Origin of the sequence: Thioalkalivibrio sp. ALE14 (assembly GCF_000376845.1) — a bacterium.
Taxonomy (GTDB): domain Bacteria; phylum Pseudomonadota; class Gammaproteobacteria; order Ectothiorhodospirales; family Ectothiorhodospiraceae; genus Thioalkalivibrio.
In genome coordinates this window covers 20,190-33,442 of record NZ_AQXY01000028.1, presented here as the reverse complement: position 1 = coordinate 33,442, position 13,253 = coordinate 20,190, and the positions used below count along the sequence as shown (strand labels likewise).

Genomic DNA, 13,253 nt, shown 5'->3' with positions numbered 1-13,253 from the left:
GGTGCCCATAACGTAGAAGGAGCAGGACATGAACGATCTCGGTTTCTTTGTCGTCCCGCTAGTCATCCTGGTCGCCATCATCGTGATGTCGATCAAGGTGCTGCGGGAGTACGAGCGCGGCGTTGTCTTCTTCCTGGGCCGGTTCCAGTCGGTCAAGGGCCCGGGCCTTATCATCGTAATCCCGGGCATCCAGCAGATGGTCCGCATTGACCTGCGCATCATCACCCTCGACGTGCCCAGCCAGGACGTGATCTCGCAGGACAACGTGACGGTGCGAGTGAACGCGGTGCTGTATTTCCGCGTGGTGGACTCGGCCAAGTCGGTGATCCAGGTGGAGGACTACTATGCCGCCACCAGCCAGCTGGCCCAGACCACGCTGCGTTCGGTGCTCGGCAAGCATGACCTCGACGAGATGCTGTCCGAGCGTGACAAGCTGAACAACGACATCCAGGAGATCCTCGACTCGCAGACCGACGCCTGGGGCATCAAGGTCACCAATGTCGAGATCAAGCATGTGGACCTGGACGACTCGATGATCCGCGCCATTGCCCGCCAGGCCGAGGCCGAGCGCGAGCGCCGCGCCAAGGTCATCCACGCCGAGGGCGAGCTGCAGGCGGCCGAGAAGCTGGTCCAGGCGGCCCAGCAGATGGAGGCGGCACCCTCGTCGCTGCAACTGCGCTATATGCAGACGATGGCGGACATGTCCACCAACGGGAACGCCAACACCATCTTCTTCCCGCTACCGCTGGAGCTGACCAAGGTGTTCGAGAACCTGGCGGGCAAATTCCGCGCGGAGAACCCGGATGCCCCGGGTAACGCCGGGAAGCCGGGTGGTCAGTAGCGCGTGAGCGTCGCCACGGCGACATCCCCGGCCCTCGACCGTTTCCTGGACGAGCTCTGGGCGGTCGAGGGCCTGTCCGATCACACCCTGGCGGCCTACCGCCGCGACCTGGAGGGCCTGGCGCACTGGCTGGAACCGAGGGGCACGAGCCTGGAGGCCGCCGGTGCGCCCGATCTGCTGGGCTATGTCAGTGCGCGCATGCAGGCCGGGGCGCGGCCAAAGTCCATCACCCGGGCGCTGTCCAGCATTCGGCGTTTCTATCGCTATCTTGTCCATCAGGGCGAGCGCGAGGATGACCCCAGCGTCGGGATCGAGTCCCCTCGGGCCGGGCGCCCCTTGCCGGACAGCCTGTCCGAGGCCCAGGTGGAGGCCCTGCTGAGGGCCCCCGAGCTCGACGACGCGGTGGGCCTGCGGGATCGCGCGATGCTGGAATTGATGTATGCCACCGGCCTGCGGGTCTCCGAGCTGGTGGGGCTGGAACAGTCGGAGGTCAACAGCCGGCAGGGGGTGGTGCGCATTACCGGCAAGGGCGACAAGGAACGCCTGGTCCCGCTGGGCGAGGAGGCGGCTCACTGGCTGGCCCGCTATCAGCGCGAGGCACGGCCGGACCTGATGGACGGCCACCCGCCCTGCGAGGCGGTGTTCGTCACCCGGCGCGGCAGCGGCCTCACCCGCCAGGCCTTCTGGTACCGAATCAAGGCCCATGCGCGCCGTGCTGGCATCGAGTCACCGCTGTCGCCGCACACGCTGCGCCATGCGTTTGCCACCCACCTGCTGGACCACGGAGCGGACCTGCGCGTGGTGCAGATGCTGCTGGGTCACAGCAGCCTGTCGACCACGCAAATCTATACCCACGTCGCACGCGCCCGCCTGCAGGACCTGCATGCGGAACATCATCCCCGCGGCTGACGTCTATTACGCGTTCTTGCCAGTAAAAAGCCCGAGGCCCGCGCGCCCGGGACTGCTAGACTGGCCCCGTTTTTTTGTACAGCCACGAGAGAATCCATGCTCCTGAAACGCGTTCTTCCCCTTGCCGCGGCCCTGGCCGTGTTCAGCACCCCGCTCATGGCCACCGAGGCCATCGAGGAATACATGGCCCGGGTCATCCCGGATAGCGAGATCGACAGCATTCGCGAGACCCCGATGGAGGGCGTCTACGAGGTCCGCTACGGCACCGATATCCTCTACGTCTCCGAAGATGGCCGCTATCTGATCCAGGGCAGCATGGTCGATCTCGAGACCCGCGAGAACCTGACCCAGGCCGCGCTGAGTGGCGTGCGCGCTGACATGTTCGCCGCCATCGATGACGCCGAGCTGGTGACCTACTCCCCGAATGGGAGTACCAAGGGCGTCCTGAATATCTTCACCGACCCGAACTGCCCCTACTGCCGCGAGATCCACCAGGATCTGCCCGAATACCTGGCCGCCGGCATCAAGGTGCGCTACCTGATGTTCCCGGTGCTGGGCCGAGACTCCCCCGAGATCATGAACCGCATCTGGTGCGCGGATGATCGCGAAGAGGCGATGGACCGGGCGAAGGAAGGCGACAAGCTGAACGACATCGACGGCAGCTGCGCCACGCCGCAGGACCAGCACATGGCCATGGGGCAGCAGCTTGGTCTGCGCGGGACGCCCGCTCTGATCACCGAGGGCGGCCAGCAGCTGTCCGGCTACCAGGAACCCCAGGCCGTGATCGAGCGCATCCTCGGCAGTAACTGATTCCCGGCGACCCGGATCGCACGGCGGTCCGGGCAGCGGGTGGAGATGACATGCTGGAATATCAGCTGAACGTCGAACGGGTGGATGCCCACGGCAGCCTGGCGCGGGCCAAGCAAGCCGAGGTCACGCTGGACACCGACATGGACGGTCGCGACGACGCTTAGGGAGACGCTGATTGAATCGCGCATCCGCGTTGGCGCCCCAGGTTTTCCGAGACAAGGCGCGGTGCGCAGCCGGTAGTGGTGCTACCGGCAAGGGCCGTAACGCAGGATCGGGGAACCTGGGGCGCCAACCCCGAAGGGGCTCGGCCGCTTTTGCGCGCGCACGGCGTTGCGGCTCCCTTGTGCAGAATGACTGCACGGCAGTCACCGCGCCTTGTTCGCACGCAAAAGCGACTCGAGCGCGGACGCGCGATTCAATCAGCGTCTCCCTTGGCCCGCCAAAGCTGATGCTGGCGTCACTCGGGGCCTGCATGGTGCGCGGCATCCAGCGTGCCCTGCCGATGCTGCGCATGGAGGTCGACAGCATCTCCATTCAGCTGCGCGCCTGGCGCCAGGATGACCCGCCGGCCATCGCGAAGATCGAATACCGCGTCGAGGTCGGCACCGATGCCGACGAGGAGATGCTCGAGATCCTGCACCGCAACGTGCAGAAGGGCACGATCTACTCGACCCTGGCCCCGGGTACCCAACTCACCGGCGAGGTCGTCGCCAGGCAATAGGCGCTGCCGCGGGGGCGCCCCCTGTGGGAGCGAGCTTGCTCGCGAAGCCCTGGCCCGCGCTTGACCTGCACACCGCGGTTCCCGTCGCAGGGGAATCCCGGCTCGATGTTGGTTGACCAGCGCCCGATCGCGGCCCCGGACGCCAAGGGGAAATTGCCCAGGCGCCCGGAACCCGCTTAATAGAGCAGCGACGCCATCTGCCGTCGATACTGTCCCACCAGCGGGTGATCGTTGCCCAGCACCTCGAAGGCCGCCAGCAGGCCCTTCTGGCCGGCACCGTCGTTGTAGGCGCGGTGCTGCTTCATCAGTTGCAGGTACAGCCCCAGCGCCTCCTCGGCACGGCCCGACAGCATCGCGTAGGCCGCCATTTGCTCCAGCGCCTCGGGGCGCGGGTCGCCTTCCTGCAGCTCTTTTGCGACCGCTTGCGGGTCGATGCCGGCAGCGGTCTTCGCGAATCCCAGGCGCGCGCGCAGGGCCTTGGCCTCTTCCTTCTCGCTGTCGCCAAGCGGCAGCTTGCCGAGCTCGGCCTCGGCGGCCTCCGGGTCGCCGGCCTGGGCAAGCGCGCGGGCCAGCTCGATACGCAGGTCGCCGTTGTCGGGCTCATCCTCCAGCGCCGCGCGCAGCGTGGCCACGGCCCCGTCCGTGTCTCCGGCCTGGGCCTGCTCGCGGGCCTTCTCGACCAGCTTGTCGGAGGGCTTCTCCAGATACTGGTCGATCATCGCGCGGATGTTCGGCTCCGGCTGTACGCCCATGAACTGGTCGGCCGGCTTGCCGTGGCGGAAGATCATCACCGTGGGCAGGCTGCGCACGCCGTACTGCTGCGCCAGGGCCTGCTGCTCGTCGCTGTTGACCTTGGCCAGGCGGAACTTGCCGGCGTACTGCGCGGCCAGCTGCTGCAGCAGCGGCATCAGCTGCTGGCAAGGGCCGCACCAGGCGGCCCAGAAGTCCACCACGACCGGGCGCTGGTGGGACTCGTCCAGTACGGCCTGCTGGAAGCTCTCCTGAGTGACGTCGAGGATATCGTCGCCGGTTGCGCTTGCGGCTTCTGCCATGGGGAATCCTCCTGAAACGCTTGTAGACGGAATCTGCAGTGCATTGTTGGGATCGCCCCCGGGATTGCAAGCAGCCTTTCCCCCGCAGGCTTTGGTACGCTGCGCACTGTCCGGGATGAGCGTCGGGGTTTCGTCCGGAGGTTACTCGCTGCGCTCGCCCTGCGGGCCGGCCAGGGGCCGTTCAACGCGCTTCGCGCTTTTGTGCCACGGCCCCTTGCGGGGCCTCGCGATGACGGCGGCGGGCAGAAGCACCGTCATCGCGAGCGCCGCAGGCGCGTGGCGATCCCCGTGGACGGCCCCGGCGCTGGGCGGGACGGACGTCGGGGGTTTCGTTGGGAGGTTGCTTCGTCGCCTTCGACTCCTCGCAATGACGGGGCATGATGACCGATGCCGTGCTCGGTGCTGGGCGCGATCAATATCAATAAAGGGGTTCCTGCGTGAGCTATTCCGCATCCGATATCGAGGTCCTCGAGGGGCTGGACCCGGTGCGCAAGCGCCCGGGCATGTACACCGATACCACCCGGCCGAACCACCTGGCGCAGGAGGTGATCGACAACTCGGTGGACGAGGCGATCAGCGGCCACGCCAAACGCATCGACGTGATTCTGCACAAGGACGACTCGGTGTCGGTGTCCGATGACGGCCGTGGCATGCCGGTGGACCTGCACCCGCGCGAGAACCGCCCCGGGGTCGAGGTGATCCTGTCCACCCTGCACGCGGGCGGGAAGTTCTCGGACAAGAACTACCAGTTCTCCGGCGGTCTGCACGGGGTCGGCGTGTCGGTGGTGAACGCGCTGTCGAAGTTGCTGGAGATTCAGATCAAGCGCGACGGGCGCGAGTACCGCATGGCCTTCGCCGGCGGGCACAAGACCCAGGACCTGGAGGCAGTCGGCGACGTCGGCAAGCGCAACACCGGCACCACGCTGCACTTCTGGCCGGACCCGCAGTATTTCGATTCCGCGAAGTTCTCGGTACCCCGGCTCAAGCACATCCTGCGGGCCAAGGCCGTGCTGTGCCCGGGCCTGACCGTGACATTCCGTGACGAGACCACCGGCGAGGCCTGCGAGTGGTGCTATCAGGCGGGGCTGCGCGACTACCTGGTGGAGGCGCTGGACGGCCTGGAGCGCGTGCCGGAGGAGCCGTTCATGGGTTCGGTCTCCGGGGCCACCGAGGCCGCCGACTGGGCGGTGACCTGGCTGCCGGAGGGCGGCGAGGTCGTCAGCGAGAGCTACGTGAACCTGATCCCGACCACCCAGGGTGGCACGCACGTGAACGGTCTGCGCACCGGCCTGACCGATGCCGTGCGCGAGTTCTGCGAGTTTCGCAGCCTGCTGCCGCGCGGGATCAAGCTGGCCCCGGAGGATGTCTGGGAGCGGGTCTCCAGTGTGCTGTCGTTCAAGATGCAGGACCCGCAGTTCGCCGGGCAGACCAAGGAGCGGCTGTCCTCACGCCAGGCCGCGCCGTTTGTCTCCGGCGTGGTCAAGGACGCCTTCAGCCTGTGGCTGAACCAGCACCCGCAGCAGGGCGAGCGCATCGCCGAGCTGGCGATCCAGAACGCGCAGAAGCGCAGCCGCGCCGGGCGCAAGGTGGTGCGCAAGAAGGTCACCCAGGGCCCGACCCTGCCGGGTAAGCTGGCCGACTGCGCCAGCCAGGACCTGGAGCGCACCGAGCTGTTCCTGGTCGAGGGCGACTCCGCCGGCGGCTCCGCCAAGCAGGCGCGCGATCGCGACTTCCAGGCGATCATGCCGCTGCGCGGCAAGATCCTGAATGCCTGGGAGGTGGACCCGGACCAAGTGCTGGGTTCGCAGGAGATCCACGACATCTCCGTGGCCCTGGGTGTGGATCCGGGCCAGGCCAGCCTGGACGGGCTGCGCTACGGCAAGGTCTGCATCCTCGCGGATGCCGACTCCGACGGCGCGCACATCGCCACCCTCCTGTGCGCGCTGTTCCTGAAGCACTTCCGCCCGCTGGTAGAGCGCGGGCACGTCTACATCGCCATGCCGCCGCTTTATCGCGTGGATGTCGGCAAGCAGACCTTCTACGCCCTGGACGACGACGAGAAGGCCGGCGTGCTGGAGCGCATCGAGGCGGAGAAGATGAAGGGCAAGGTCTCCGTGACCCGCTTCAAGGGGCTGGGCGAGATGAACCCGCTGCAGCTGCGCGAGACCACCATGAACCCGGACACCCGGCGCTTGGTGCAGCTCACCCTCGACGCCGCCGACGACACCATGCAGCTGCTGGACATGCTGCTTGGCAAGAAGCGCGCCTCCGAACGCCGCGCCTGGCTGGAAGGCAAGGGCCACCTGGCCGACGTCGCCGTCTGACAGCCGCGTTTCACCGTTAGACCTCGCGACGGTGGCCGATCTTCACCACCGTGACGATCAGTTGCTCGTCCTGAATCTCGTAGAGGATTCGGTAGACGCCTTGCCGCACACGGTAGCGTTCCTGCGCGGAAAGCCTCTCGCCGCCCAGTGGGCGGGGGTCCTCGGCCAGTGAAGCGATGCGTTCCAGGATGCGGCGTACGGCCCTGTCGGGAACCCGTCGCAGATCCTTGGCGACGGACTTGCGGACTACAACCTCAAAGCTTGCCATGCGCCTTCAGGTCGTCGAGGAGCGCCTCGTACGACATGGTCGGCTCTGCAACGCGCTCCTCGAACGCCCGCAAGTCCTCCTGGTCCTCGATCAGGGTCTGGCGCACGGCCCGATTGACCAGATCGGAGATCGAGCACTGGGTGGAGGCGGCCTTCAGGCGCAGTGCCCGGTGCAGAGCCGGTTCGAAATACACGGTGGAACGCTTGTTCGGCTCGTTCATCGGAGTCTCCGGGATGGTGGGTACAAAAGGCACGATAGCGCTGTAACGTCATGACGTCACAGCGCTATAGCCGAACCGGCGTCAGGCCCGCACCGAGGGGCGCGACCGGACCCAGTGGTACAGGGCCGGCAGTACGATCATGTTGAGCGCGGTGGAGCCGAGCAGGCCGCCGAGGATCACGATGGCCATCGGGGCCTGGATCTCGGTGCCGGTCTCGCCCAGGCCCAGCGCCAGCGGGACCAGCGCAAGCGCGGCGGTGAGTGCGGTCATCAGGATCGGCGTCAGCCGCTCCAGCGCCCCGCGTTCCACGGCCTCGTCCAGCGGTATGCCCTCGGCCGCCAGGCTCTGGTAGCGGCTGATCAGCAGCAGCCCGTTGCGCACGGCGATGCCGAACAGGGTGATGAACCCGACCAGCGCCGCGATGGTCAGCACGCCGCCCATGGCGAACACGGCGATCACCCCGCCGATCAGCGCCAGCGGGATGTTGACCATCACCAGCAGGACCAGGGTCAGCGAGCGCAGGGCCAGTTGCAGCACCACCAGCATCGCGACCAGGACGCCGGCGGACACGATGGCGATGGTGCGGCTGGCCTGGGCCTCGGCCTCGAACTGGCCGCCCAGTTCCACGCGATAGCCCTCGGGAAGTGCCACCCGCTCGTCGATGGTGGCGCGGACCTCGTCGGCCGCCCCGCGCAGGTCGCGCCCCGCCACGTTGGCGCTGACCACCAGGCGGCGTTCGGCGTTTTCGCGGTTGATCTGGGCGGGGCCACGTTCGATGCGCGGTTCGGCCACATCGCCCAGCCGGATGCGATGCCCGGTCGGCGTGCGCATCGGGATGTCGGCCAGGCGGTCCAGCTCGCGCCGCTCCACGGGCAGCTGCACGACCAGGTCGAAACGCCGTTCGCCTTCGAAGATCTGGGCGACGCGGGCACCGCGCCATGCGGTCTCCAGCGTCTCCGCGGCGTCGGCCACGGTCAGGCCGTAGCGGGCGAGGGCGCTGCGATCGGCATGCAGCCGGACCTGGGGCACCGCCGCGACGGGCTCGATCGACAGGTCGACCAGACCGTCGATGCCCTCGAGGGTCCGTTCGACCTCGCCCGCCAGGCGCTGCAGTTCGCCCAGGCCCGGCCCGAAGATCTTCACCGACAGGTTCGCGCGCACGCCGCTCAGCATGTGGTCGATACGGTGCGAGATCGGCTGGCCAATGTTGAACTGGCCGGGGAACGCGGCCAGGCCCTCGCGCAGCTCCCCGAGAAACGCCTCCTTCCCCTGCGGCAGCGGACCCAGACGGATATCCAGTTCGCTCAGGTGGGGTGGCTGGGTGTGCTCCGCGCCCTCGGCGCGCCCGGTGCTGCGGGCCACGGTAAGCACCGCGTCGTGTGCCAGCAGCCAGCGTTCCACCTGGCTGGCCATCTCCGCCGAGGTCTCCAGGCTGGTGCCGGGCGGGGTGGCCATCTCGATGGTCAGGCTGCCCTCGTTGAAGTCGGGCAGGAAGGAGCGCCCGAGCAGCAGCGTGGCCGCCAGCGTGGCGACGGCGAGGGCCGCCGAGAGGACCACCACGCTGCGGCGAAAGCGCAGGGTGGCGCGCAGCAGCGGGCGGTAGCCGCGCTGCAGGGCCGCGGCCACTGGCGGTTCGCGGCCGGCGCGGCGTGCAGCCACCGCGGGCAGCAGCCAGCGGGCGAGGACCGGCGTCACGGTCAGGGCCACCATCAGCGACGCCGCGATCGCGACCAGGTAGGCCAGCCCCAGCGGCTGCAGCAGGCGGCCTTCCACCCCGCTCAGGAAGAACAGCGGGGCGAATGCGAGCATGATGATCACGGTGGAATAGACCACCGGGTAGCGCATCTCCGAGCAGGCCCGGCGTACGGTCTCGTCCAGGCTGGCCCGGTCGCGTTCGCCGCCATTCTCGCGCAGTCGGCGATAGATGTTCTCCACGAAGATGATGGCATCGTCGACCAGTGCGCCGATGGCGATGGTCATGCCGCCCAGGGTCATGGTGTTGATGGAGATGCCCAGCGCGTGCAGGACCAGCAGGGCGACGGTCAGCGACAGCGGGATGGCCAGCGCCGAGATCAGCGTTATCCGCACGCTCAGCAGGAACACCAGCAGGATCAGCACCACGAAGATCGCCCCGTCGCGCAGGGCCTTGCCCACGTTCGCCACTGCCGTCTGGATGAAATCGGCCTGGCGGAACAGGTTGGGCTCGATGGTGACACCCTCGGGCAGGCCGGCTTCGAGCCGCGCGAGGGTCTCGTTGATCGAATGGGTGAGTTCGACGGTATCGGCATCCGGCTGTTTGGAGATGGCCAGGACCACGCCGGGGCGGCCGTTCACGCCGCCATCCCCGACCGGGATGGAGGGCCCCATCGCCACCTCCGCGACATGCCGTACCAGGATCGGCATGCCGTCGCGCACCGCGACCACGGCCTGCTCGATCTCGTCCATGCGCTCGGCGCGCCCGAGGAAGCGGATCAGGTAATCCTGACCGCCCGCGCCCAGGCGGTCGCCGCCCGCATTGCGGCTGGCCTGCTCCAGTGCGTCGCGGACCTCCACCAGGTTCAGGTCGAACGCCGCGAGACGCTCCGGGGAGACCTGCACCTGGTACTGGCGGACCTGGCCGCCCAGGGTGGTCACCTGTGCCACCCCGGGGATGGCCTCCAGCTGGCGGGCCACCACCCAGTCGGCGATCTCGCGGGCGCGCATGCCATCGGCGCGCGCGTCGTCACGCACACCGACGAAGGCGATCTCCCCCATGATCGAGCTGATCGCTCCCAGCTGCGGGGCGGCGACGCCTTCGGGGAGTTCTGCCTGCACGCGCCCCAGCCGCTCGGTGACGACCTGCCGCGCCTGATAGATCTCCTCGCCCCATTCGAACTCCACCCATACCAGCGAGAAGCCCGCCACGGACTGTGAGCGCACGCGGCGCACCCCGCTCGCGCCGCTGACGGCGGACTCGATCAGGTAGCTGACCTGCTGTTCTACCTCCTCGGCGGCCAGGCCCGGGGCCTCGGTCATAACCGTCACGGTGGGCGCGGTCAGATCCGGGAATACGTCGATCGGCGCCTGGCTGGCCTGCCAGGCCCCCAGCAGCAGAAGGCCCAGGGCCCCGGCCATCACCAGCAGGCGGTTGGCGAGGGACCATTGAATCAGTCGATCCAGCATGTTGGTATCCCCCTAGTGTGCGTGGCCGTGGCCGATGTCACCGACATCCCGGCCTGCGAGCAGGACCGCATAGGCACCCCGGACCACCACGCGCTCGTCCGCCTCGACCCCGGCGAGGATCTCCACCCGGCCGGCGGCACGAATCCCGGTACGGACCGGGCGCCGCTCGAACGTCTCGCCCCCGGTCTGCACCATCACCACCTGCACGCCGTCGTCGTCGATCAGTGCCGCGGTCGGGAGCGTGATGCGGTGGCGCGACGGCCCGGCCGCCAGCGAGACCGTCAGCGGCATGCCGGGCCGGTACCGGGGCCCGGACTCCGCCAGCGCAAAGGCGACCGGCAGTGTCTGCCCGGGGCCATCGAACGCGCCGCCTTCCCAGACCGGCGCGCCGCCCACGGTATGCCACTCGCGGCTGCCCGGGTGGCGTACGGCGGGATCGGCCAGAGACGTGACCCGCTCCAGGTCCGCCGGGTAGAGGTGCGCCACCACCCACAGCGCCTCGCTATCGAGCACGCTGGCCAGCTGCTGGCCGGCCTGCACGACCTCTCCGGGGCTGACATCCAGGGATTCCACCCGACCACCCGCCGGGGCGCGCAAGGCCAGGGTGCCGGAGACGGCGCTACCGTCGAGCCGTTCCTGGCGATCGCGGGCGTCGTCCAGTTCGGCCCGCGCGGTGTTGCGTTCGCGGCGGGCCTCCACCACCCGACTGTCGGCGATCACGCCCTCCTCGGCGAGCGCTGTCAGACGCTCCAGATCCGCCTCGGCCGCGGTCAGACGTTCCTGTGCGCGGGCGAGATCCAGGGCCAGGCCGCTGGAGGTGCCGCTGTCCGGCAAGACCGCCAGACGCATCAGACTGTCCCCGGCGTTGACCTCGCGCCCGGGTGCCGGCCATTCCCCGTCGGCCGTGATGACGCCATCGGCGGGCGCGATCAGCCGCGTGCGCTTGCCGGGCACTTCGCGGACCGTCCCGGGGACCTCGATGCGTTCGGCGAACGGTTCATAACGGGCCGGGGTGGTGGCGAAGCGCATGCGCCACTGGGTCTCTTTGAGAAAGGTGATCGTGTCGTCCGCTTCGTGCGCGTGCCCCTCGTTGCCATGGTCGTGATCGTGTCCATGGTCATCGTGGCCGTGATCGTCCTCGCCATGGGCATGCCCGTGGTCGTCGCCCGCATGGTCATGGTCGTGACCGTGATCTTCGTCCCCGTGGTCGTGATCCCCGGGGACGTGTACCTGACCGAGCGTGTCCTCGCGCATGCCGTCGGCGTCTTCGTGGACGGCCGTCAGGTAATAGTGACCCGGCTCGGGCAGGGTCAGGGGGACCGCGAAGATGCCTTCGCGGTCGAGGCCGGCCGTGGCCTCGCTGAATACCTCCCCGTAGCGGTTATGCATCTGCAGGGTTACCTCCCCCGTGGTGACCGGCCGGAAGTCATCCAGCCAGGTGGCATGGACCACAAAGGTCTCCGTTGCCCCTGGCGCCGGGGCGCCGGCCTCCAGGAACCATTCCAGCTCGGCACCCCAGTGCGTGATCTCGAGGTCGTCGGCCAGGGCGGGACCGGTAGCGAGGGCCGTCGCGAGGGCCAGTAGGGTGGTGATGCGCGTGATCCGATGGGCGATTCCGTGGGCGATTCCCTGGGCGATTCGGTGGGTCATGGGGTGTCCTCCGCGAGGCTAAGCCCCGCTGCGATGCGCAGTTGGCGCCACTCGGCCCAGCTCTGGGCGAGCAGCTCGTGTTCCTGTTCGATCGCGTTGAAATGGGTGTTGTAGGCCTCGAGCAGCTCCAGCAGCGAGGCCTCGCCGGCCTCGTAGCCGCGGTAGGTCAGCTCGCGTACCCGCCGGGCGGGCGCCAGCGTCTCGCCGCGGTGGCGCTCGAGTTCGTCCAGCAGGTGCGCCAGGTGCACGGTGCCGACCTCGACCTGGCGGGTCAGGTCGCGGCGCAGGGCACGGACCTCGGTCTGGCGCGTGTAATGGTCCGCCACGGATTCGCGGACGCGTCCCTGGTTGCGGTCCCATAGCGGCAGCTCGAGCTGCAGCGCCACGCCGGTGGAGGTCTCCCGGCGGCCGTCGATTACCTCGCGCTCCTGAAACAGCCGGATGCCGATATCCGGGCGCCCTGCGGCACGTGCGCGGGCAATCTCCAATTGCGCGGCCTGTTGCTGTTCGGACGCGGCCCGCAGGGCGGGGTGCTGGTCCACTACCGTCTGTGGTTCGATCCTGGCGGGTGCCGGGGGTGGGTCGTCGAAGGCGGGGGCGGTGCCCAGCTCGGTGGGGCGCCGGTCGAGCCAGGCGGCCAGGGTGGCGCGGGCCTCGGTCCGCTCGCCCTCGGCGGCCTCCAGTTGGCGCATGGCCTCGGAACGGAACAGGTCGATGCGCAGCCGCTCGCGTTCGGAGAGGTCGCCGCGTTCCTGTCGCAGTCGGGCGATGCGCCCCAGGCGCTGGGCCTCGTCCAGGCGCTCGCGCGCCAGCTCGAGCCCCGCCTCCGCCTGCTGCCAGGCATGGAACGCGGCGCCGATGTGGCCTTCCAGTTCCAGGCGGTCGGCGTGGGTCTGCGCCTCGGTCGCGGCGAGACGGGCGGAGGCGGCATCACGCCGGTGTCCGATCTGCCCCCACAGCGGGAGTGGCTGGGTCACGGCGATCCCGCTCAGCGAATAGCCGCTGCGCCCGTCCTCCATTCCGAGCCGGTCGGAGGCCTCGGCCTCCAGTGTCGGGTTGGGCCAGCGCCCCGCCTGATCGCGCGCGCCGCGCTGCGCGTCGATGCGGTGTTCGAAGGCCTCGGCCTCGGGGGCCAACGCGAGCCCGTGCGTGACCGCACGCTCCAGGGTCCAGCGGTCCGTGTCCGCGTGCGCGGCGGGCAGGCAAAGCAGTCCGATCAGTCCGGCGACCGACCAGGAAAAAACCGAATTGGACATGGGAAGCACTCCCCATTGATGACGATCCAGGCTGCGCCCC

General features: G+C 68.8%; 10 protein-coding genes and 1 pseudogene. 5 read left to right on the top strand and 6 right to left on the bottom strand.

Going from position 1 to position 13,253, the window contains the following annotated elements:
* Nucleotides 1–28: 28 nt before the first annotated feature.
* The 4 genes and pseudogenes from F572_RS0107920 to F572_RS15675 form a co-directional block, all read left to right on the top strand.
* Entirely contained in the window at nt 29–841 is an 813-nt protein-coding gene (locus F572_RS0107920) for a slipin family protein (protein WP_017941126.1), read from the top strand.
* Nucleotides 842–844: 3 nt separating this feature from the next.
* Entirely contained in the window at nt 845–1,750 is a 906-nt protein-coding gene (gene xerD / locus F572_RS0107915) for a site-specific tyrosine recombinase XerD (RefSeq protein ID WP_017941127.1), read from the top strand.
* Between the two features lie 96 nt (nt 1,751–1,846).
* Nucleotides 1,847–2,560, top strand: a complete 714-nt coding sequence (locus F572_RS0107910) for a DsbC family protein (RefSeq protein WP_017941128.1) — start codon at nt 1,847–1,849, stop codon at nt 2,558–2,560.
* Nucleotides 2,561–2,990: 430 nt separating this feature from the next.
* Nucleotides 2,991–3,281 (top strand): annotated as a pseudogene (locus tag F572_RS15675) (OsmC family protein); the annotation flags it as partial.
* A 176-nt stretch (nt 3,282–3,457) separates the two neighbouring features.
* On the opposite strand, the gene trxA reads toward F572_RS15675, so the two are convergent.
* Nucleotides 3,458–4,333 (bottom strand): thioredoxin, encoded by an 876-nt coding sequence (gene trxA / locus F572_RS0107900; protein ID WP_017940708.1) that lies wholly within the window; start codon nt 4,331–4,333, stop codon nt 3,458–3,460.
* Between the two features lie 437 nt (nt 4,334–4,770).
* Between trxA and parE the strand changes: the two genes are divergently transcribed.
* Nucleotides 4,771–6,657 (top strand): DNA topoisomerase IV subunit B, encoded by a 1,887-nt coding sequence (parE, locus tag F572_RS0107895; protein WP_017940709.1) that lies wholly within the window; start codon nt 4,771–4,773, stop codon nt 6,655–6,657.
* Nucleotides 6,658–6,673: 16 nt separating this feature from the next.
* On the opposite strand, the gene F572_RS0107890 is transcribed toward parE, so the two are convergent.
* From F572_RS0107890 to F572_RS0107870, 5 genes are all read right to left on the bottom strand, one after another.
* Nucleotides 6,674–6,925 (bottom strand): type II toxin-antitoxin system RelE/ParE family toxin, encoded by a 252-nt coding sequence (locus F572_RS0107890; protein ID WP_017940710.1) that lies wholly within the window; start codon nt 6,923–6,925, stop codon nt 6,674–6,676.
* Nucleotides 6,912–7,145: a hypothetical protein gene (locus F572_RS0107885; protein ID WP_017940711.1), complete on the bottom strand. Its 234-nt coding sequence runs from the start codon at nt 7,143–7,145 to the stop codon at nt 6,912–6,914. The genes F572_RS0107890 and F572_RS0107885 overlap by 14 nt, the downstream gene beginning before the upstream one ends.
* Before the next feature lie 81 nt (nt 7,146–7,226).
* Nucleotides 7,227–10,307, bottom strand: a complete 3,081-nt coding sequence (locus F572_RS0107880; protein WP_017940712.1) for an efflux RND transporter permease subunit — start codon at nt 10,305–10,307, stop codon at nt 7,227–7,229.
* A 12-nt stretch (nt 10,308–10,319) separates the two neighbouring features.
* The gene (locus tag F572_RS0107875; protein WP_017940713.1) at nt 10,320–11,957 is read right to left on the bottom strand and encodes an efflux RND transporter periplasmic adaptor subunit; all 1,638 of its coding nucleotides are present in this window, start codon (nt 11,955–11,957) and stop codon (nt 10,320–10,322) included.
* Nucleotides 11,954–13,213, bottom strand: a complete 1,260-nt coding sequence (locus F572_RS0107870) for a TolC family protein (RefSeq protein WP_017940714.1) — start codon at nt 13,211–13,213, stop codon at nt 11,954–11,956. The genes F572_RS0107875 and F572_RS0107870 overlap by 4 nt, the downstream gene beginning before the upstream one ends.
* Between the last annotated feature and the right edge of the window lie 40 nt (nt 13,214–13,253).